Annotated in this window: 14 protein-coding genes; 8 read left to right on the forward strand and 6 right to left on the reverse strand. The window is 61.3% G+C overall.

What is annotated here, in order from left to right; genetic code table 11:
* The first annotated feature begins 4 nt into the window (after positions 1-4).
* The gene (locus tag J4D99_RS15530) at positions 5-412 is read left to right on the forward strand and encodes an endonuclease domain-containing protein (protein WP_208132654.1); all 408 of its coding nucleotides are present in this window, start codon (positions 5-7) and stop codon (positions 410-412) included.
* A gap of 15 nt (positions 413-427) precedes the next feature.
* On the opposite strand, the gene J4D99_RS15535 is transcribed toward J4D99_RS15530, so the two are convergent.
* Positions 428-1,981, reverse strand: a complete 1,554-nt coding sequence (locus J4D99_RS15535; RefSeq protein WP_208132655.1) for an FAD-dependent oxidoreductase — start codon at positions 1,979-1,981, stop codon at positions 428-430.
* 229 nt (positions 1,982-2,210) lie between these two features.
* On the opposite strand from J4D99_RS15535, the gene J4D99_RS15540 reads away from it, so the two are divergent.
* The 4 genes from J4D99_RS15540 to J4D99_RS15555 all read left to right on the forward strand — a co-directional run bounded on the left by J4D99_RS15540 (position 2,211) and on the right by J4D99_RS15555 (position 10,074).
* Positions 2,211-2,876: an urease accessory protein UreF gene (locus tag J4D99_RS15540; RefSeq protein ID WP_208132656.1), complete on the forward strand. Its 666-nt coding sequence runs from the start codon at positions 2,211-2,213 to the stop codon at positions 2,874-2,876.
* Positions 2,877-3,016: 140 nt separating this feature from the next.
* Complete coding sequence (ureG, locus tag J4D99_RS15545) at positions 3,017-3,769, forward strand: urease accessory protein UreG (protein WP_208132657.1); 753 nt, start codon at positions 3,017-3,019, stop codon at positions 3,767-3,769.
* Positions 3,770-4,057: 288 nt separating this feature from the next.
* Complete coding sequence (gltB, locus tag J4D99_RS15550) at positions 4,058-8,563, forward strand: glutamate synthase large subunit (protein WP_208132658.1); 4,506 nt, start codon at positions 4,058-4,060, stop codon at positions 8,561-8,563.
* A 41-nt stretch (positions 8,564-8,604) separates the two neighbouring features.
* Positions 8,605-10,074, forward strand: a complete 1,470-nt coding sequence (locus tag J4D99_RS15555) for a glutamate synthase subunit beta (protein ID WP_208132659.1) — start codon at positions 8,605-8,607, stop codon at positions 10,072-10,074.
* 61 nt (positions 10,075-10,135) lie between these two features.
* Here J4D99_RS15555 and J4D99_RS15560 read toward each other — a convergent pair whose 3' ends face one another.
* The 4 genes from J4D99_RS15560 to J4D99_RS15575 all read right to left on the reverse strand — a co-directional run bounded on the left by J4D99_RS15560 (position 10,136) and on the right by J4D99_RS15575 (position 13,140).
* The gene (locus J4D99_RS15560; RefSeq protein WP_208132660.1) at positions 10,136-10,600 is read right to left on the reverse strand and encodes a DUF7832 domain-containing protein; all 465 of its coding nucleotides are present in this window, start codon (positions 10,598-10,600) and stop codon (positions 10,136-10,138) included.
* A 216-nt stretch (positions 10,601-10,816) separates the two neighbouring features.
* Positions 10,817-11,647 carry a phosphatase PAP2 family protein gene (locus J4D99_RS15565; RefSeq protein WP_208132661.1) on the reverse strand — a complete coding sequence of 277 codons (831 nt, stop codon included), beginning with the start codon at positions 11,645-11,647 and terminating at the stop codon, positions 10,817-10,819.
* A 157-nt stretch (positions 11,648-11,804) separates the two neighbouring features.
* Positions 11,805-12,674 carry an urease accessory protein UreD gene (locus J4D99_RS15570; protein ID WP_208132662.1) on the reverse strand — a complete coding sequence of 290 codons (870 nt, stop codon included), beginning with the start codon at positions 12,672-12,674 and terminating at the stop codon, positions 11,805-11,807.
* Positions 12,675-12,723: 49 nt separating this feature from the next.
* Entirely contained in the window at positions 12,724-13,140 is a 417-nt protein-coding gene (locus J4D99_RS15575; RefSeq protein ID WP_208132663.1) for a DUF6960 family protein, read from the reverse strand.
* A 254-nt stretch (positions 13,141-13,394) separates the two neighbouring features.
* On the opposite strand from J4D99_RS15575, the gene J4D99_RS15580 reads away from it, so the two are divergent.
* The gene (locus J4D99_RS15580; RefSeq protein WP_208132664.1) at positions 13,395-16,664 is read left to right on the forward strand and encodes a lamin tail domain-containing protein; all 3,270 of its coding nucleotides are present in this window, start codon (positions 13,395-13,397) and stop codon (positions 16,662-16,664) included.
* A gap of 198 nt (positions 16,665-16,862) precedes the next feature.
* On the forward strand, positions 16,863-18,761 hold the full coding sequence (locus J4D99_RS15585; protein ID WP_208132665.1) for an alpha-amylase family glycosyl hydrolase: 1,899 nt from the start codon (positions 16,863-16,865) through the stop codon (positions 18,759-18,761).
* Between the two features lie 95 nt (positions 18,762-18,856).
* On the opposite strand, the gene J4D99_RS15590 is transcribed toward J4D99_RS15585, so the two are convergent.
* Positions 18,857-19,486 carry a nitroreductase family protein gene (locus tag J4D99_RS15590; protein ID WP_208132666.1) on the reverse strand — a complete coding sequence of 210 codons (630 nt, stop codon included), beginning with the start codon at positions 19,484-19,486 and terminating at the stop codon, positions 18,857-18,859.
* 151 nt (positions 19,487-19,637) lie between these two features.
* On the opposite strand from J4D99_RS15590, the gene J4D99_RS15595 reads away from it, so the two are divergent.
* Positions 19,638-21,476 carry a glycosyltransferase gene (locus J4D99_RS15595; RefSeq protein WP_208132667.1) on the forward strand — a complete coding sequence of 613 codons (1,839 nt, stop codon included), beginning with the start codon at positions 19,638-19,640 and terminating at the stop codon, positions 21,474-21,476.
* The last annotated feature ends 92 nt before the right edge of the window (positions 21,477-21,568 follow it).

Raw genomic sequence — 21,568 nt, forward strand, 5'->3', positions numbered from 1 at the left:
ACCAATGGCAAACCTTGGCCCCACCGATAGCTCTATTCATACCTTCACCACCGACCGGCAGCGCTGGAAGGGCCTCAAGGGTTTTGCCCGCGAAAACCGTCGACAGCCTACCCCGGCCGAAGAGCAGTTGTGGCAAGTACTGCGCGGCGGGCAGCTAGGCTACCGGTTTCGCCGACAGCATGCCATAGCAAACTACCTTGTAGACTTCGTTTGCCTGCCGGCTTGGCTCGTAGTAGAAGTAGATGGGGCCGTCCACCAAGCGCCCGAAGCAGTGGCATATGACAGCGGCCGCACGCAGGCATTGCAAGAGTGCGGCTTTTCTGTTGTTCGTTTTACCAACGAGCAAGTGCTGCACCGCCTGCCACAAGTGCTGGCCAAAATAGACCAGCACTTAACGCAGCTGCCGAGCTAGATAAAGCGGATATGGCTAGGCCTCCTTCGGCGCCAAATCAGAGTTAGCCGGGCCGGCCAACAGGTGGCCGTAGGCATCGAAGCGCGAGCCGTGGCAGGGGCAGTCCCAGCTGGTTTCCAGGTCATTCCAGTGCACCACGCAGCCCAGGTGGGGGCAAATAGCCGAGCACTCGTGCACCCGGCCCTGGGGGTCTTTGTAGGTAGCTACTTTGGTGAGGCCGTGGCGCAGCACCGCACCGGTGCCGGGCTTGATGTCATCGGCCGAGGCCACGTCGCCGCCCGTCAGCAGCTCGGTGTAATCGGCGACCACCAGGGCATTTTCGCGGGCAAATTCCTTGATTGACTCCGGTTTCAGCGTTACGCGGCCGGGGTCGTAGAGGTCGGCCCAGGGGTTAGCTTGGCCCTGGATGAGGTCGCGGATTATCATGCCGCCCAGCGTGCCGTGGGTCATGCCGTGGCCCGAGTCGCCGGTGATGATGTAGACATTCTCCGCATCCAGCGGGTTGCGGCCGATGTAGCCTAGGCCATCGCTAGGCTCCAGCACCTGGCCCGACCAGCGGTACTCGATACCCGTGAACTGGGGGAAGCGCGTGCGCGTCCAGTCCTCCAGGCAGGCTAGCCGCTCCTCGGGGTCGTCGTGGCCCACCTTGTGGTCCTCACCACCCACGATGAGCAAGTCGTAGTCGGCATCTTCTACCGCTTGCAGCCGGATATAGTGGTAAGGGTCAGCCGTATCCCAGTACAGCGCCGTGGCCACCGAGCCTTTGGGCACCCGCGCAGTTACCACGTAGGTGCGGTACGAGCCTTGCTTGGTGTGCATCACTACCCGGTCGTTAAAGGGTGTGTTGGTGGCAATGACCACGGCCTGAGCCTGCACCGCGAAGCCCTCGGTGGTTGTCACACTCGCCTCCTTGCCGCCGCTCACCTCCGTGGCGTGCGTGTTGGTAAAAATGCGGCCGCCCTGCGCCGCAATAGCCTTCGCAAGGCCATTGAGGTACTTAATAATATGGAATTGCCCTTGGTTTGGAAAGCGTAGGCACTCACCGGCTTCAAAGCCGGTTGTGCCCGACTTGGCCAGCCATTCTACGCCCGTGAGGCCGGCGCGGTGGGTGGCTTCGAGTTCGTCTTGCAGCTCCTGGTGGGTGCCATTTTTGGGTAGAAACAGGTAGCCATCGAGGCGAAGGAAATCGCAGGCAATCTGCTCGTCTTTTGCAATCTGCTCAATCTGGTCGATGGCAGCCCCGTGGCTTTCGGCGGCTAGCCGGGCGCCCTCCTCCCCAAAAAGCTGGGCTAGGGTCGTATAGCGGTCGTCGAGGGCATTGGAGAGGTGCGCCGTAGTGCGGCCGCTTTCGCCGCTGGCTATTTCGCCGTCTTCCAACACCACTACTTTTTTACCGGCCTTGCCCAGCAAATACGCCGTGGTAAGGCCCGCGATGCCAGCACCTACCACCACTACATCGGCAGTCGTATTCTCAGTGAGCGATGGGAAGGTGGGCCGGGCGGGGGCCGTCGGAAACCAACTAGACTCGGTAGCGCCGGAGGTACGGGCAGGGTCAACAGAAACAGCCATTCGAAACAGGAATATTGATGAATACTTCCCGGCGTACGCCCGCCGCTGGCAAAGCGTTAAGGACGAGCTTACCTATGGGCTAGTCAGGTGGCTTGGGAGTAGCGCGGACTTTGTAGTCCGCGTTTGGCACTAAAAAAGCACCTCTACGGGCGCAAACGCGGACTACAAAGTCCGCGCAACTTCCAGCTAGCCGAGCCCATGCCGTAGCTTGCGGGCCGACTGTTTTGCTATGCCTCACCTCGCGCGCCTGCTTCACCTCGCCGACTCGGCCCTACCTACCGGTTCTTTTGCCTACTCCTACGGGCTGGAAAGCAGCCTCACCTTTGGCCTCGTGCGCACCGAAACGGAGTTTCGCGCCTACTTATATTCCTTTCTTCAGCAGGCAGTTGGCTTTGACTTACCGTTTATCACCTCAGCAGCAGGGGCTAGCCACGACTTAGAGCCGCTGCTGCTAGAGTACGACGCCCAACTCCTCACGCCCGCGCTGCACCAGGCCAGCCTCACGCAGGGCAAAAACTGGCTGAAGCTGCTGGCTACTTTTTACCCCGAAGTGGGCCTAGCCGAGCTGGGCCAGGAGCTGGCGCGACAGCAATTGCCCGCGCATTTTGTACCACTATTTGGCTTGAGCTTAGGCAAAGCAGGCTTCGCCGTGGCTGATATTCAGGCTACTTACCTGCACCTGGCCCTGCGCGACCAGCTGAGTGCCGCCATTCGCCTGGGCTTTATCGGGCCAATGGCGGGGCACCTGCTGCAACACGATTTTTACGAAATTTTTGAGAATTTGCTAGATGCCGCCGATATTCGGCCCTACACCGAGGCTACTCGTTGTACTTTATTACTCGATGTAGCTCAAATACTACACGACGACATTTACTCGCGACTCTTTCAGAACTAGGCTTTCTTACCTAGCCATCTGTCAGTGCGAGCACCGCGAAGCCATCGCACTAGAACGACTCGTTCGGGTTTCGTGCAGATGCGATTGTTTCGCTGCGCTCGCATTGGCATCTGACTTAGGAGCATGAAAATCAATTAGCAATGGCTTTCGTCGATAAACTCGCCCTTTTGCTCCATGGCCATAGCCATGAGGTACTGGAGTCGCCCGGCGACTTTACCGAGCGCGAAACCCGGCGCCTGCCGCCCTACCGCAACTTCCGTAAGCGGGCCTTTACGGTGGGCATTGGCGGGCCGGTAGGCACTGGGAAAACGGCCTTGCTCAAGGCGCTGTGCGAAAACCTGCGCGACGACTACCGGCTGGGGGTTGTTACGAACGACATCTTCACCCGCGAGGATGCCGAGTTTCTCATCCGCGAAAGCGCCCTCACCGCCGACCGCATTGTGGGCGTTGAAACCGGCGGCTGCCCCCACGCCGCCATCCGCGAAGACATTTCGCTGAACATGGACGCGCTCGAAGGCCTCATGCATAAGTTTGATAATCAGCTTGATTATCTGTTTGTGGAAAGTGGCGGCGACAACCTGGCCGCGCACTTCAGCCGCGAGCTGGTCGATTACTCAATTTATGTCATCGACGTGTCGGGCGGCGACAAAGTGCCGCGCAAGGGCGGCCCCGGCATTACGCAGGCCGACTTGCTCGTAATCAATAAGATAGACCTGGCGCCCCTGGTCAAAGCCGACCTCGGCGTGATGGACCGCGACTCGCGCCGCATGCGCGGCGATGGACCATTCGTTTTTGCGCGTGCCTCCGATGGGTATAACTTAGCCGCCATTATCGACCATATTCACACGGCCAAGGCGCATGCGCTGGCCGCCGTGCGTGCTGACCGACGCTAGCCATAGCGCGAGCTGAGCTTCGGCGTTGTATATTACCCGGCGATTGGCGCACCCACTGCCCAAATTGCCTCGGCAATGGCTAACATTGTTGGCTGGCGCCTCTGCCCTCTCCTCCCCCTCCCCACCCATCACGGATGCCGATTTTCGGCACTAGCCTCGCTGTTTTTTCGAAAGCAGCTTGGGGCCAGCGCCGCGAAGCCGTGCCCAGAAGTAGCGCGGACTTTTAGTCCGCGGGTAATAATCGCACCAGGTCGCGGACTAAAAGTCCGCGCTACTTACAACTTAATCATGACTACGCCCACCCTCTACCGGCCCGAATTTGAGCACGATGCGTGCGGCACGGGCTTTATTACCTCCATCGACGGGCGCAAGAGCCACCAAATGGTGACCGATGCGCTGACCATGCTCGCCAATATGGAGCACCGCGGCGCCTGCGGCTGCGATTCCGACTCGGGCGACGGCGCGGGCGTGCTTATTCAGCTGCCGCACTGGTTTTTGCTGGAAGAGTGCGTGAAGCACGGCATCCGGCTGCCCGAACCGGGCGATTACGGCGTGGGCATGCTGTTTTTACCGAAGAAAGAAAAGCTACGCGAGGCGTGCAAGCAAGTAATTGCGAGCGCGGCGCAGCGGCTAGGCATTCCAGTGCTAGGGTACCGGCCGGTGCCGGTGCGCACCGAGGGCATCGGCATCACGGCGCTGTCGGCCGAGCCGGCGATTGAGCAGCTATTCTTGGGGCGACCGGTGGGGCTAGCCACTGAGGCAGATTTTGAGCGCAAGCTCTACGTGCTGCGCCGGCTGGTTATCAAGTCGTTGAACGAGCAGTTGCCGGCAGCACTGGATGCGTTTTACTTCGCCTCACTCTCGTGCCGCACCATCGTGTATAAGGGGCAACTGACCACGTTTCAGGTCGGCATGTACTTCCCCGACCTTAGCGACGAGCGCGTGACCTCGGCCTTTGGCCTGGTGCACTCGCGCTTTTCGACCAACACCATGCCTTCGTGGAAGCTAGCGCAGCCCTTCCGCTACCTGGCACACAATGGGGAGATTAACACGCTGCGCGGCAACCTGAACTGGTTTTTTGCGGGCCTGCCCACCTACACCTCGCCCTATTTTTCGGCCGAGGAAATGGAGATGCTGCTGCCCGTTATCGACCCCTGGCAATCGGACTCGGCCTGCCTCGACAACATCGTGGAGCTGCTGTTGCACTGCGGCCGCTCGCTGCCCCACGTGCTGATGATGCTGGTGCCCGAGGCCTGGGACGGCAACGAGCAGATGGACCCGCTCAAAAAGGCATTCTACGAGTTCCACGCCACCTTTATGGCGCCCTGGGATGGCCCGGCTGCGCTCAACTTTACCGATGGCACCCTAGTGGGCGCCATGCTCGACCGCAATGGCTTGCGCCCGTTGCGCTACGCCATCACCAACGATGGCCGCGTGCTGGTGGCTTCCGAGGCGGGCGTGCTGCCGCTAGCCCCCGAAACTATCATCAAGAAGGGGCGCTTGCAGCCGGGCAAGATGTTCGTGGTGGACACCAAGGCTGGCCGCATTCTCACCGACCGTGAGATAAAGGCGCAAGCTGCTGGCCAACAGCCCTATGGGCAGTGGCTGGATAATTACCAGATTCGGATGGAGGACCTGGCCGAACCGCGCCTCACCTTCACCGACCTCGGCCCCGAGGCTGTACTGAAGTACCAGCAAGCCTTCGGCTACACCCGCGAGGACCTCGAAACCATCTTGGCCCCAATGGCGCTGGAAGGCAAGGAGCCCATCGGCTCAATGGGCGTGGACGTACCCCTAGCCGTGCTTTCCGACCAGCCGCAGCACCTGAGCAGCTACTTCAAGCAGTTTTTTGCCCAGGTCACCAACCCGCCCATCGACCCCATTCGCGAGCGGCTGGTGATGAGCCTAGCCACGTTTATCGGCAACAATGGCAACATTCTGGACGAGGACCCGCGCCACTGCCACTGCGTAGCCGCCAAGCAGCCCATCCTCAGCAACCGCGAGCTGGAGAAGCTGCGCAGCATCGACACCGGCTCGTTTCAGGCCAAGACGCTCCAGACGTATTTCAAGGCCGATGGCAAGGCCGGCGCTTTGCAGCGCGGCGTAGAGCGCCTGTGCCGCTACGCCGAAGATGCTGTCAATGACGGCTTTGAGGTGCTTATTCTCTCCGACCGGGCCATGGATTCGGAGCACGCGCCCATTCCGTCGCTGCTGGCGGTTTCGGCCGTGCATCACCACCTCATCAAGCGCGGTATGCGCGGCTCGGTGGGCCTGGTGGTGGAGGCCGGCGATGTCTGGGAAGTGCATCATTTTGCCTGCCTGCTGTCGTTCGGGGCCACGGCCGTGAACCCGTACCTGGCCCTAGCCAGCATCCAGACGCGCCACGCGGCCGGGCTGCTAGGGGCCGATTTGCCCTCTGAGAAACTGGCCTACAACTACATCAAGGCGGTGTGCGATGGATTGCTCAAAATCTTCTCGAAGATGGGCATCTCAACCTTGCAGTCGTACCACGGCGCGCAGGTATTTGAGATTCTGGGCCTTAACCAGGACGTGGTGGACCAGTATTTCACCGGAGCCGTTACGCGCATTCAGGGGCTAGGGCTCGATGAGATTGCCAAGGAGACGCTTTTCAAGCATTTCCACGGCTTCAAGCAGGAAAGCACCGTGGGCCCCGAGCTGCTCGACGCGGGCGGCGTGTACCAGTGGCGCCGCCAGGGCGAGGCCCACATGTTCAACCCCGAAACGGTGCACCTGCTGCAACACGCCACCCGCACCGGCAACTACCAGACGTACAAGAAGTACGCGCAGTTGCTGAATGAGCACCCCAACCAGCTCTTCACCATTCGGGGGCTGCTGGGCTTTGCCAAGCACCGGCCCAGCATTGCCTTGGAAGAGGTTGAGCCGGCCGAGAATATCATGAAGCGTTTTGCGACCGGCGCCATGTCGTTTGGCTCGATTTCGCACGAGGCGCACAGCACCCTAGCCATTGCCATGAACCGCATCGGCGGCAAGAGCAACACCGGCGAGGGCGGCGAAGACCCGCTGCGCTACGAGCACCTGGAAAACGGTGACTCGATGCGTTCCGCCATCAAGCAGATTGCCTCGGCCCGCTTCGGCGTCACGGCGCACTACTTGACCAATGCCGACGAGCTGCAAATCAAGATGGCCCAGGGCGCTAAGCCTGGCGAGGGCGGTCAGTTACCTGGCCACAAAGTAGATGAGTGGATTGCCAAAGTGCGCCACGCCACACCTGGCGTGGGCCTCATTTCGCCCCCGCCGCACCACGATATCTATTCCATCGAGGACCTGGCCCAACTGATTTTCGACCTCAAAAATGCCAACCGCGCCGCCCGCATCAACGTGAAGCTGGTGAGCAAGGCGGGCGTGGGCACCATCGCGGCGGGCGTAGCTAAGGCGCACGCCGACGTGATTCTCATCTCGGGCTACGACGGAGGCACGGGCGCCTCGCCGCTCAGCAGCATCCGCCACGCTGGCCTGCCCTGGGAACTGGGCCTAGCCGAGGCGCAGCAAACGCTGCTCCGCAGCCAGCTCCGCAGCCGCGTGGTGCTGCAAGCCGATGGCCAGATGAAAACCGGCCGCGACCTCGCCGTGGCTGCCCTGCTAGGGGCCGAAGAATTTGGCGTAGCCACGGCCGCCCTCATCGCGGGCGGCTGCATCATGATGCGCAAGTGCCACCTCAATACCTGCCCCGTAGGTGTGGCTACCCAAGACCCCGAGCTGCGTAAGCTATTCAGCGGCAAGCCCGAGCACATTGTGAATCTCTTCCGCTTCCTGGCCGAAGAGCTGCGCGAAATCATGGCTGAGCTGGGCTTCCGCACTATTAATGAGATGGTGGGCCGCAGCGAATTCCTGAAAGTGAATCCCGAGGCGGGCCACTGGAAAGCTAAGCTCATCGACCTCGATGCAGTGCTGACGCCCGCCCCGAATATCTCGGGCGGCACCTTGTATAACAGCGAAAGCCAGGACCACGGCATTGCGGAAGTGCTCGACTGGCAACTGCTTGAACACGCCCAGCCCGCGCTGGAGCGCCAGGAAACGGTAACGGCCGAGTTTGAGGTCAAGAACACCGACCGCACGCTGGGCACGCTGCTCTCTAACGAGATTGCCAAGCGCTACCACTCAGCTGGCCTGCCCGCCGATACCATTCGCTACAAATTCACTGGCTCGGCCGGGCAGAGCTTCGGCGCATTCTCGGCTAGTGGCCTCACGTTCAAGCTCGAAGGCGAAGCCAACGACTACGTGGGCAAAGGCCTAAGCGGCGCCCGGCTAGCCATCTTTCCGCCCGCCACCAGCACCTTTACCCCTGAGAATAACATCCTCATCGGCAATGTGGCGCTCTACGGCGCCACCTCGGGCGAGCTCTACGTGCGCGGCAAGGCGGGCGAGCGCTTTGCAGTGCGCAACTCGGGCGCCACGGCGGTAGTCGAAGGCGTGGGCGACCACGGCTGCGAGTACATGACCGGCGGCCGGGTGCTGGTGCTGGGCGGCACGGGCCGCAACTTCGCCGCCGGCATGAGCGGCGGCCTGGCCTGGATTTATGACCCTAGCGGCCAGTTTCCGACCAATTGCAACCCCGACATGGTAGCCCTCGAAGGCCTGACCGAAGCCGACGAAACCGAGATTCAGACGCTGCTGAAGCAGCACCATGAGTTGACGGGCAGTCACTTGGCTAACTTCCTGTTAGGCAATTGGGAGGAGGAAGCCGGACGCTTTGTGAAGGTGTTCCCGCTGGAATACAAGCGGGTGCTGGAAAAGGCGGTGAAGGTGAAGTAAGGCTGAGCACAGTAGACAAGCAATAACAACGATAGCTAATCATGGGCAACATTACTGGCTTCAAAGAATACCCGCGCACCGCGCCGCCCAAAGCGGCCCCGACCGAGCGCGTGGCGCACTACCAAGAATTCATCGGCCTCTACCCCGAGCCGGAGCTGCACAAGCAGTCGGCCCGCTGTATGAACTGCGGGGTGCCGTTTTGCCATTCGGGTTGCCCGCTGGGCAACATCATCCCCGAGTTCAACGAGGCGGTGTACCGGCAGGACTGGCGCGAGGCCTACGACATCCTGTCTTCTACCAATAACTTCCCTGAGTTTACGGGCCGCATCTGCCCCGCGCCGTGCGAGTCGGCGTGCGTGCTGAGCATCCACAGTGCGCCGGTGGCCATCGAGGAAATTGAGAAGCATATCATCGAAATCGCTTTCCAGAAGGGCTACGTGCAGCCCACTGCGCCAGTGCTGAAAACCGGCAAGCAGGTAGCCGTGGTGGGCTCGGGTCCGGCGGGGCTAGCGGTGGCGGCGCAGCTCGCCGAGGCCGGCCACACCGTCACGGTGTTCGAGCGCGACCCGCACCCGGGCGGATTGCTGCGCTACGGCGTGCCCGATTTCAAGCTCGAAAAATGGGTGATTGAGCGCCGCATCAAGCTGCTTGAAGAAGCCGGCGTGACTTTCCGCTGCAACGTGGAAATTGGCCGCGACCTCTCGGCCGACGAGTTGCGCCAAGCATTCGATGCAGTGGTGTTGGCGGCTGGCGCCTCGGCCCCGCGCGAGCTTAACCTGCCCGGCCGCGAGCTCAAAGGCATTCACTATGCCATGGAGTACCTGACGCAGCAAAACCGCCGCGTGAGCGATACGCCCGTGGACAGCGAGCACATCCTGGCCGATGGCCTCGACGTGGTAGTTATCGGCAGCGGCGACACGGGCTCTGACTGTGTGGGCACCGCCAACCGCCAACAGGCCAAGTCGGTAGCGCAGTTTGCCATGATGCACCAGCCCGGCGAGGAACGCCCGGCCCACACGCCCTGGCCGCTCTACCCAACCGTGTTCCGCACCAGCAGCTCGCACGAAGAGGGTTGCCAGCGCTACTGGGGCGTGAACACCAAAGCCTACCTGGGCGACGAAAATGGCGACGTGCGCGCCCTGCTCGTGAGCGACGTAACCTGGGAAACCGACGACATGGGCCGCCGCATCCGGTTCGAAGAAGTGCCCGGCTCTGACCGCGAAATCCCCTGCCAGCTGGTGCTGCTAGCCCTCGGCTTCACCGGCCCGGCCAATGCAGGCCTGCTCGGCCAGCTAGGGGTTGAGCTGGACGAGCGCGGCAACGTGCACGCCCCCGAAACTACCTACCACACCAACCTGCCCGGCATATTCGTGGCCGGCGACATGCGCCGGGGCCAGTCGCTCGTCGTGTGGGCCATCTCGGAAGGCCGGGAGGCAGCCCGTCAGATTGATATGTATTTGATGGGTAAAACCAGCCTGCCGAGCAAAAACGCGGTGGGGATGTTTGGGTGAGAATACTGAAGAGCAACTACGAGAAAAAGCCCCGAAAGCTGCAGCTTTCGGGGCTTCTCTTTTAGTTTTTAGCGGCAAAAGCCTGCCATTCCTTAAAGCGCTGGTCAAGCACAGGTTGTAACAAGTCATAATTTTGCCATGTATCCTTTATACTATAACTGTTATTTTCAGAATTATTATTTAATACCATTAAGTAGTCTTGCATATAATTAGCATAGGCCCTGGAAAACGCTGTAGGTTTTGTGTATTCATAATAGGACTTTGCAAATTCATTGCCAGCCCCATTTAAGTCTTCGTCATATAACTTTTCGTCACAAATCCTAATTAAGTATTCTGCACCAGTCATACGCCTTGCTTTTACTTCATCAATATCAGAACCAAAATCTTCTAGCTGCTCGTCCGACATCAACTCATTATTGATACACCAAGCGAGAAACATACCAATATGAGTAGCCGCATTTTCGCGGGGCAAATACTCGGGATAATCACCTTCGTAATGCCATGAAGCATCATCGTATTTTGCCATGATTCTTTATTCTAGCGCGTTATTTTATCTGCTTCGAGCAAATCAGATTAAGCCGTTTCTATACCCCTCAAATATACCTTGTCTACTTAATTGCCATTAAATGTCCCCACCAAATGCGCTAGCCTCTCGCAGCCGTTTGTTCCGTCGTAGCTCAGGATAAGATAAAGGGGCGCGGCATATGTGCCGCACCCCAAAGCGCATCGACTAGCTAGTAATTTACAACTGCTTACGCAGCGACAGCCCGCTGTATGAATACCCATTTATGTTCACGCCTTGCAGCGGCGATACTGAAATGCCGCGGCGGCTAGCCATTTTGTGCAGTTGCGGCACTACTACGCCCATGGTGGCGCCCACGGCATAGCCCGTGATATTATCGGAAAGGAAGTGCTTGCCGGCTTCGACGCGGGTGAAGGCGACGGCAGCCGGCACCAATGCGGCAGCCGCCCACACGTAGGGCTGGGCCCGCGAGTCGGGGTTGAAATCGTGGAAGACCTTGGCGGCGAAGAAGGTAGCCGCGGCGGTGTGCGCGGTGTGGCCGGCAAAAAACGAGTTGGTGGCAATGTGGCCGTTGCGCAGGTCACCGCCCTCAGTGCCGTAGAGGTAGGGCCGGTAGCGCGGAATGTTGCCGATGGCCGTGGCAAACACGGCATCGGCGGCAGCCACAGTTTCGATGTAGAGCACCACTACCTGGCCGTAGCGGTGGCGCACGGCCGGATTGAGGGCTAGCAGGCCCGGCGCAATGACCAGCGAGGGGTAGCAGAGCAGGTCGCCGGCCGTTTGGTAGCCTTCGCTGTAGTAGCCGGCCGAAAAGCGGTCGAATTTTGGAATGTCATTCTTATTGAGGGTGGCTAACTCGGCGTTCGTCAGTCCGTTGCGCTGCATTGAGCGATGAAGCCCGAAAGCGCTGAGCGCACCTTCGGCCAGGATAACCGGGCCATCGACGGCGAAGCGCGTGTGGTAGGGCGAAGGTGCCTGCTGGGCGGCGGCTGGAGTGAGGGCGGCCAGGCTCAGCGAAGCCGCCAGCATCGGGGCGAAAAACTGCTTCATACAAAGGAAATAAAGCTGCCTAAACGTAGGCAGCGCGGCTAGGGTTAAGCTAACAGTATGCCGCACAAATCCACAGAATTACAGCGCATTTTGCTCAGACTTTCTTCATCTATGCGCCTCCGCTAGCCCTGCGCTGGACACGCGACAGGTGTCTGCCTCAATACTTGCGCGCCAAGGGGCTGAAACCCAGCAGTTCTTCGGCTACCAGCACGGCCGACACGGCCTGGTACACGGGCTCAAGGTCGAGCCGCGTACGGCCCAGCGCGCGCACAACCAGCACGTTGGGCCGCGCCTGGGCCACGGCTACCACGCAGGGCCGCCCGGCCAGGCTGGCGTGCAGGTCGGTTTGGCCAGGCGGTGGCAGCTGGCGCAAGGCAGTGGCCAGCCGCTCAAATTGCACCCCTCCCGGTGGCCCCACCAGGTAGAGCGACAGGGCCGACGCATACGGCCCAAACGTGGCCTGCGACATGGCCAGGTGCTCGGTGGGGTGCAGCCCGAAGCGGTCGAGCAGGGCTAGCCGGCCGGCCACGCTGATGCGCAGCTCGGTAGCAAAGGAGGTAAAGGCAAATTTTTCGCCGGCATCGGTGCGGCCGGCGTGCCACCAATCGGCCAGCAGCAGGGTGGCGCTGGGCGCCAGGTGCCAGTGCTGGGCCTGGTGATAGCGGCTAGCGGCCTGGGGCACCAGGGGGTCGGGCAGCACCACGGCCAGGGCCTCTTCGGCCAGGTAGCCCTCCGTGAGCTGCTCGGCCTGGCTGCCATCTATCGACTTGAAAATGCGGGTATTGGCCTGGGTAGAGAGCAGCAAGCGGCTGCCGGCCTCGCACCGCACGCGCAGCCGGATACTGTCGCCGGCCACCAAGCCGCCGCCATAGCTGGCCAGCACAGCGTGGCAGGCAGGGCTAGCCGGCGCGGCGGGGTTAATGATTTTGAGCGGCTGCAGGCTACGGCTGGCTATCAGCCGCGACTGCTGCCGCACCTGCGCCACAGTCAGTTCGCTCCAACTGCCAAAAGGATAATCGTCGGGCATCAGGCCGAAAAATAAAGCGGCAAAATACGCGCCCGGCGCAGGCTAGGCCCTACTTGTACACATTGCGCAGCTCGTTGGCTTCAAAATGACGCGCCAGCTTGCGCTTGCGCTCCACGAGCTGATACGAGGCCTGGTCGAGGCTATCGCTCCAATAAATATCGGAGATGAGGCCGCGGTGCGCCGCCTGGCCAGGGGCTGGGTGCGCCTCCTCCACGAGGTCGCCAAAGCCAAAGGCAGGCTTGGTATACAGCTCTTTAAATAGCTCGGGGCTGACCAGAAACTGTTGCTCGTCGTAGCGCAGGGTTATCCACTCGGCGCTGTCGTCGTCGGGGCTAATTTTCTCAAACACCTTGCCCACCGGCTCCAGCAGCTCGAATGAGCGGCGGTTGGCGGGGTGCAGGTAGCGGTAGCCGTAGGCGGGCAGCCAGGCATAGAGGCCGTAGGTAAGGCGGGCAGGACGGGGCATAAATCGAAAAGTGGCCTAGCGGCGGCCGATAGGCTAACCACCAAAAGCGGGCGCAAGTTGCCACCGCGCCGGCTTGTGGCCCGGCTACCGGGCAGCATCGCGCGGGGGGCCTAGCGCGCCGCACTACTTACACGCTAATAGAGCGCAGCTTATACTCTTTAGTTTTTCTATTATTACCCGTTATTATTTAGCTTTACAGCTTCATCTATTCTTAACCTACTACCAACATAGGTGTACTTACACCTTAATGAGCTATGAACGAAACCCTTACCATTTTATTGACCCGAATGCGACTTGGCCTGCGTGGGCTGGCCGCCCTGCTCATGCTGCCACTGGCAGGCTGGGGGCAGGCTAGCCCGCTAGTTATCAGCCAGCTATACGGGGCCGGCGGCAATAGTGGCGCCTCACTGAAAAACGACTACGTCGAACTCTTTAACCGCAGCGCCAGCTCAGTTTCGCTTAGCGGCTATTCACTGGCTTATTTTTCTGCTTCTGGCTCGGCTAGTGGTACTTACACCCTAGCAGCGGGGTCGATTCCCGCTGGAGCCTACTACTTAGTGCAATTGGCGGGCAGTGCAACGGCAGCGGGAGCTGCGTTAACCACTCCCGACCAGTCTACGACTACCATCAGTATGAGTGCCACTGCGGGCCGGCTCGATTTACTGCTCTCCGGTACCCTAGCCGACCGGGTAGGGTTTGGCACCGCGACTACCTATAAAGGGAGCGGCGCGGCGCCGGCACCCTCAACCACAACGGCTATTTTTCGGGTGCTGGGCGGCTGCACCGATGCTGGCAACAATGCCACCGACTTTGTGGCAGGCACTCCTGCACCGCGCAACTCGGGTGCGGTCGGCAATCTATGCAATGGCCCGGCCTCGACTATCAGCAATTTTTCGCCGGCCAGCGGGCCGGTGGGGGCTAGCATCACGCTCAGCGGCACGGGCTTTACGAGCAGCGCCGCCGTGACCTTCAACGGAGTAGCGGGCACTGTCGCGTTTGTAAATGCGACCACACTCACGGCTACGGTGCCCAGCGGAGCCACCACCGGGGCTATTGCCGTCACCACGGCCACCGGCACCGCCACCTCAACCACCAATTTTACCGTGACGGTGCCCGTACTCTCGGCTAGCCCCATCATGCTTGCGGGCCTGGTGGCATCGCAGGGTGCGGCATCGCCGGCCCAAGCGTTTCGCCTCAGCGGCAGCTCGCTCGATGGCACGGCCGTGCTCATTAAGCCCTCAACGGCCAGCCTCGAAGTATCACTCGACGGCCTCACCTTCGGCCCCACTGCCAGCCTGGCCCTGACCGGCAGCGCCACGCTGGCCCCTACCCCGGTGTATGTGCGGGTGGCGAGCGGAGTGGCCGTGGGGCTGGTATCGGGCACCGTGACGGCCACCAGCGGCACCGCCACGGCCAGCGTAGCCATAAGCGGCACAGTAGTAACCCCGCTAGCCCCGCGGCGCTGGACGGGCGCCGCCGGCACTGAATCGTGGTTTGACGCGGCCAACTGGGAGGGCGGCGTGCTGCCTGGCCCCGGCGACGACGTAGTGCTCGACCACCGCTACGTGGCGGGTAAGTATAAAGTAGTGCTGGGGGCTAGCAGCGCCACGGCCGCGGTCAGCGTAGCCTCGCTCCGCCTGCGGCCTTCCGCAGGTGATTCCATTCTGTTTCGAATCCCGGACACCAATACCCTGCCCGCCAGTGCCACTGACGGTCCTGCCCTTACGCTGACGCGCAGCCAGAGCGGCGACACGGCTTTGTACGTGGGCAACCGAGGCTTTTTCACTAATGCCTCGGGGGCCCCGAGTGTCACCAATGGGCCGGCTGTGCTAGAAGTGATGGGCACTAACCCTACCGCCTTTCTGGCCAATGGCGGCAGCTACCGCCACCAGTCGGCACGCAGCGTTATTTCACTGGTCGAAAACCTGTCGGCCGCGCCGGGCACCGAGGCGGGCAATTTTTATTATCGCGTGCCGGTGTCGAGCTACACCACGACCACGGCGGGCCGCACCTACGGCAACCTTATTTTTCAGCGCGGCAGCACCAACGCCGGGATTAGCTCCTACCCCACCAGTGGCAGCGCGCCACTTACCATTAATGGCTCGCTTACGATTGAACCCAACGTAACATTTGCGGCAACGCTACTTGGCAACATTGTGCTGCGCGGCAACTTGCTGAATGCGGGCAATTTTCGTTTTGCTCCCAATAATACGGGCACCACAGCGCGCCTGCTACTGCAGGGCACTGCGCCGCAAATCATAGCCGGCACAGCGCTGGCCGACCCCAGCGCTGGCACCGATTCATACCTGAGCGCGGCCGTGCAGCTCGAAATCAATAACCCCGCCGGGGTCACGCTGCGCACTCCCGTCACTCTGAGCAATACGCTCGTACTCACCAGCGGCGTGCTCACCACCGATGCGGCCAGCCCCCTGAGTCTGCTTGCCACCTCCCCGGTGCAGGGCGGCTCCGACGCCAGCTTTGTAAGCGGACCCGTGCAGCGGCCCATCGGGCCCATCACGAGCAGCACGCCGTTCGTGTTTCCGGTGGGCAAGGGCACGGCTTACCGGCCCATTACCCTCACCATAGCCACCCAGTCGAGCACCACCATTTACCGAGCCGAGCAGTTTGAGGGCAATGCCAGCCGTAGCCTTACCCTGCCTGACCCTAGCGGCACCGACCTGACGCGCGTGAGCCAGCGCCGCTACTTCACGCTTACGCCCTACGGCACTGATGTGGTGCCTATAGTGACGCAGCCGCAGGGCTTTCTAGGCAACGTGACGCTGAGCTACGGGGCCGATGATGGCGTGGCCACCCCTAACGCTAGCTCCCTGGTCATTGCCAAGCGCGCCGATGCCACCCAGCCCTGGTATAATGTGGGCCGCCAGGGCACTAGCACAGGCCCAAATACGGTAAGTGCCGGCACCGTTACCTCGGGCGACTTCCGGTTTTTCTCCGATTTTGCCTTGGGCAGCACCGACCCTGTGGTGGCGACCAACCCGCTGCCCGTGCAGCTAGCCGCCTTCACGGCCACCCGGCGGCCAGGCGGACTGGTGGCTCTGGCCTGGACCACCGCTTCCGAAGCCAACAGCGCGCATTTTAACGTTGAGCGCAGCTTCGATGGAAGTGTGTTTACCGCTATCGGCCAAGCCGCTGCGGCTGGCACTTCGCTGCACCCGCGCGGCTATGCCCATCTCGATGGCAATGCGCCGGCTACCCGGCTCTACTACCGCCTGCGCCAGGTAGACCGCGATGGCACCAGCCATTTCTCGCCCGTAGTGGCCGTGGCCACCGGCCCGGCCACCGAGCTGCGACTAGCCCCCAACCCGGCCCACGACCTCCTCACCCTGACTACCGAGCACCCCGCGGCTTACACCGTGCGCTCGGTGCTGGGCCAGGTGCTGCTGAGTGGCACGGTGGCTAGCGGGCCAGCTACGGTGCCCGTGGCCGGACTGCCGGCGGGAGTCTACTTCCTGGAATTGCGCACGGCCGAGGGGAGGGTAGTGCAGCGCTTCGCGAAGGAGTAGGCTGATGCTGCCGGGCCGCTAGCCCAGGGGCTCTTGCCGATTGTCGGCGAGGGCCTTTGGACTAGCAGCCTGTTTGGCTTTTGCCAGCCCGCTTAGCGATTCTTCATATCCTAATCGGGTTAGCGCCGTAAAAGCCCATCTATTCGCTTGCCGCGCCTGTGGGGCTCATCAGTAAGAGCCCGCGCGGCGGCTTTTTTTATGTCTACCCCTACCCTAGCCTCTTCTAAGCCCAAAAAGGCTGCCTCGGCCGCTTCGCCTGCCAATACAAAAACCGCCGCTGCTGTTTCTGCTACTGCTGCTTCGCCTACCCCTGCCGCGCCCCTACGCGATGGATTCGGAGCCTTACCCCATGCCCAGGGCACCACGTTTCGGGTGTGGGCACCGGCCGCCAGCGCTGTGTCGGTTATCGGCACTTTTAATAATTGGGACAAAGCTGCTAGCCCCCTGCAAGCCGAAGAAGGCGGCAACTGGGCCGCCGACCTGCCCGGCGTGAAGCCCGGCGATGGCTACAAGTTTGTGCTGCAAACGCCGGCCGGCGAACTCACGCGCAATGACCCGTATGCCCGCTCCGTGACCAACTCGGCGGGCCACTCGCTGGTGTTCGACCCGCTGGATTTTGACTGGGAAGGCGATAATTTCCAGATGCCAGCCTGGAATGAGCTCGTCATCTACGAGCTGCACATTGGCACCTTCAATGTAAAGGAAACCGGCAAGCCCGGCACCTTCCGCGACGTAATAGAGCGCCTCGACTACTTGCAAGGGCTGGGCATCAATTGCATCGAAATAATGCCCGCCACCGAGTTTCCGGGGGCCTATTCGTGGGGCTACAACCCATCAAACCCTTTTGCGCTTGAAAGCGACTACGGCGGGGCCGAGGCCTTCCGCGAACTTGTGAAGGCGGCGCACCAGCACGGCATTGCGGTAGTGCTCGATGTGGTGTACAACCACTTTGGGCCCGGCGACCTCGACCTGTGGCAGTTTGATGGCTGGCAGGAAAATGACGGGGGCGGCATCTATTTTTACAACGACTGGCGTGCCGAAACGCCCTGGGGCCACAACCGCCCCGACTATGGCCGCCCCGAAGTGCGCCGCTACATCCTCGACAATGCCCTGATGTGGCTCGAAGACTACCACTGCGATGGCCTGCGCATGGATGCCATTGCGTTCATCCGCAACGTGCACGGCGAGGAAGACCCCGGCGCCGACCTGCCCGACGGCTGGAGCCTGATGCGCTGGGTGAATGAGGAAATCAAGAAGCGGCAGCCCTGGAAAATCACCATCGCCGAAGACCTGCGCTCGAACCCCGCCATCACGGGGCCTACCGAGCAGGGCGGCGAGGGCTTTTCGGCGCAGTGGTCGGCCTCGTTTATCTACCCCGTGCACGACGCGCTGACTACGATGGAAGACCGCGACCGCGACATGCACGCCATTGGGCGGGCGGTGTGCACGGCGTACAATGGCGATGCCTTTCAGCGGGTTATCTACACCGAAAGCCACGACGAGGTAGCCAATGGCAAGAGCCGCCTGCCCGAAGAAATAGTGCCCGGCGATGTCGAAAACTACTTCGCCAAGAAGCGCATGGTGCTAGGGGCAGCGCTCACGCTCACAGCGCCCGGCATCCCGATGCTGTTTCAGGGCCAGGAGTTTCTGGCGCCCGGCTCCTTCAACGATACTGAACCGCTGGAGTGGGACTGGGCCGCGGCCCACGGCGGCCTCACGCAGCTCTACCGCGACCTGATTGCCCTACGGCGCGACCTGCGCGGTGTCACGCCCGGCCTGCGCGGTCAGGGCTGCCACGTGTTTCACGTTAATAACGACGACAAGGTGCTGGCCTTCGCTCGTTGGGATGGCGACCCTGGCAATGCCACCGTCGTGCTCGTCAACTTCGCCAATCAGGCGCATCAGGGCTACACCATTGGCCTGCCCGCCGCAGGTAACTGGACGGTCCGCTTCAATTCAGACTGGCACGGCTACGACCAGGATTTTCAAGACTTTTCCTGCTTCGGCACCACTACCGAAACCGGCGACTACGACGGCTACCCGCAGCACGCCAGCTTCGACCTGGGGCCGTATGCAGCCGTGATACTCTCGCGCTAGCCAGCGCCAGGGTTCGCGACGTAAAAAGAGGTTGCGCCAAGCTTGACAGTATGTCAGCCTGGCGTAACCTCTTTTTGCTTCGCTAAACCCGGTGCTTATACCGGCGCCTGGTCGTAGCGCTCGGTGGAAAGCTGTGGCCAGCCACCCTCAAACACGTACTCCGTCAGGGGTTTGCGCACGCGGGGGGCTAGCTCGCGCTCGCGCAGGGCGTCGGGTAGCTGGTCGAGGGCGCCGGGGTAGCCGATGGTGAATACGGCCGCAATCTCATACTCGGCCGGAATGCTGAAGCTGGTCCGTACGGCGTCTTGCGAGAAGCCCGCCATTTGGTGAATTTGCAGGCCCAGCTCTACCGCCTGCACCGCTAGGGTAGCCGTGGCCTGGCCCACGTCGTGCAGGGCATAGCGGTTGGGGTTGCCATCGTGCGAGAACGTGGTTTTGGCTAGGCTCACGGCCAGCACGGGCGCATGCTGAACCCATACCTGGTTGTATTCACCCAACGCACTCAGGATTTTAGCAAAGGCCTCGGGATGCGCTTCTTTATTGCCGACCAGGTAGCGCCAGGGCTGCTCGCCAAAGCACGAGGCGGCCGAGCCAGCGGCCACGAAAAGCTGATTCAGGGCCTCGGCGGGCACGGGCTGGGCGGTGTAGGCGCGTGGGCTGCGGCGCTGGGCAAGCTGGGGCAGAATGGGATGCTCGGGCTGGAGCACATTGGTGAGCTCAGACATAAAAAAAGGTGAAATGGACGCCTATAAAGGTACCGGGGCCACTTTATGTTTTGGCTCGGCCGCTACTGCTGCCCGCTTTTTCGCGTAGGAAGTAGCTACCAGTTGGCTTACCTTGCCAGCACCATTTCCCCGCCCGACGCTCATTTGCCTCATGCAGACTCATTCTTCCGCGCCCGACGCCTTGTTTCCTGATTCTCTCTTAATCGAAGTAGCCTGGGAGGTGTGCAACCAGGTAGGTGGCATCTATACCGTTATCCGCTCGAAGGTGCCGGCTACCATGCCGGCCTGGGGTGGGCGCTACTGCCTGCTAGGGCCCTACTTTCCGCAGCAGGCCCAGGGCGAGTTTGAAGCCTACGACGAGGAGCAGCTGGCTGGCATGAACGACCCCTACGCCCAGGCAGTGCGCACGCTGCGCTCGCAGGGCATGGACATCTGCATCGGGGTGTGGCTCGTGACGGGCCGGCCCCGCGCCGTGCTCATCAATCCTTTTCAGGTATATGACCGCCTGGCTACGCTCAAGAGCGACCTCTGGCGCGACCACCAGATACCCGCGCCCGACAACGACGACCTCCTGCACCAGGTTATCGCCTTCGGGCACCTGGCTCAGCAGTTTATCGAAACTGTAGCCCGCCAAACCGTGGACCAATGGAAAGTAATCGCGCACTTCCACGAGTGGATGACGGGTGTGGCCATCCCGGAGCTGCGCCGCCGCCAGGTGCCCGCGCACCTGCTCTTTACCACCCACGCCACCCTACTAGGCCGCTACCTGGCCATGAACGACCCCAACTTCTACGACAACCTGATGCTCGTAGACTGGCGCGCCCAGGCCCGGCACTTCAACATCGAGCCGGCCGTGAGCATGGAGCGCGCCGCTGCCCACGGCAGCCACGTGTTTACCACCGTGAGCGAGCTGACGGTGCGCGAGTGCATTTATCTGCTCGATAGAATACCCGATGCGGTGCTGCCCAACGGCCTCAACATCGAGCGATTTGTGGCCTTGCACGAGTTTCAAAACCTGCACAAGCTCTACAAGGATAAAATCCACGAGTTTGTGATGGCGCACTTCTTCCAGTCGTATTCTTTCGACCTCGACCAGACGATTTACCTCTTTACCTCGGGCCGCTACGAGTACCATAACAAAGGCTTCGACCTGACGCTGGAGGCGCTAGCCCGCCTCAACCACCGCTTGCAGCAAAGCGGGCTCGAAGGCCAGGTGGTGATGTTTTTCATTACCAAGCGACCCTACACCAGCATCAACCCCTTGGTGCTGCAAAGCCGCGCCCAGCTCGAAGAAGTACGCCAGACTTGCCGCGCCATTGAGGAGCAGGTGGGCGAGCGCCTGTTTTACGCCGCCGCCGCTAGCCACGACCACCGCTTGCCCGACCTCGATAGCATGGTCGACGACTACTGGAAGCTGCGCTACCGGCGCGGCCTGCAAAGCTGGAAAACCTCGCAATTGCCGTCGGTCATCACCCACAACCTGGTCAATGACCAAGACGACGACATCCTGAACTTCGTGCGCCGGGCCAACCTCATCAACCACCGCCACGACCGGGTAAAGATTGTGTATCACCCTGATTTCGTAAGCACTACCTCGCCCCTATTTGGCATGGACTACGGGCAGTTTGTGCGCGGGTGCCACTTGGGCGTGTTTCCGAGCTACTACGAGCCCTGGGGCTACACCCCGCTCGAGTGCGTGGCCCGCGGCGTGCCGGCCGTGACCAGCGACCTCTCCGGCTTTGGCGACTACGTGCAGAAAAACGTGCCCGACCACGAAGAAAAAGGCATCTTCGTGGTGCGCCGCCAGGAGCGCAGCTTCGACCAGGCCGCCGAAGAGCTCACCGAGATGCTCTGGAACTTCGTGCTGCTCAATCGCCGCGAGCGCATCACCCAGCGCAACCGCGTGGAGAGCTCGGCCGATATTTTCGACTGGAAAAACCTGCGCGTGTACTACGACCGGGCGTATGCACTGGCCTTGGAGCGGCAGTAACCCTCGTTTAGAAAGTTACCGCAGAGGTTCGCCGTGGTAAGCGCTGAGGCACGCTGAGTGCTTATACCTCGGCGAGCCTCAGCAGTAACCTC

Source organism: Hymenobacter sp. BT559, assembly GCF_017571525.1.
GTDB classification, from domain to species: domain Bacteria; phylum Bacteroidota; class Bacteroidia; order Cytophagales; family Hymenobacteraceae; genus Hymenobacter; species Hymenobacter ginsengisoli.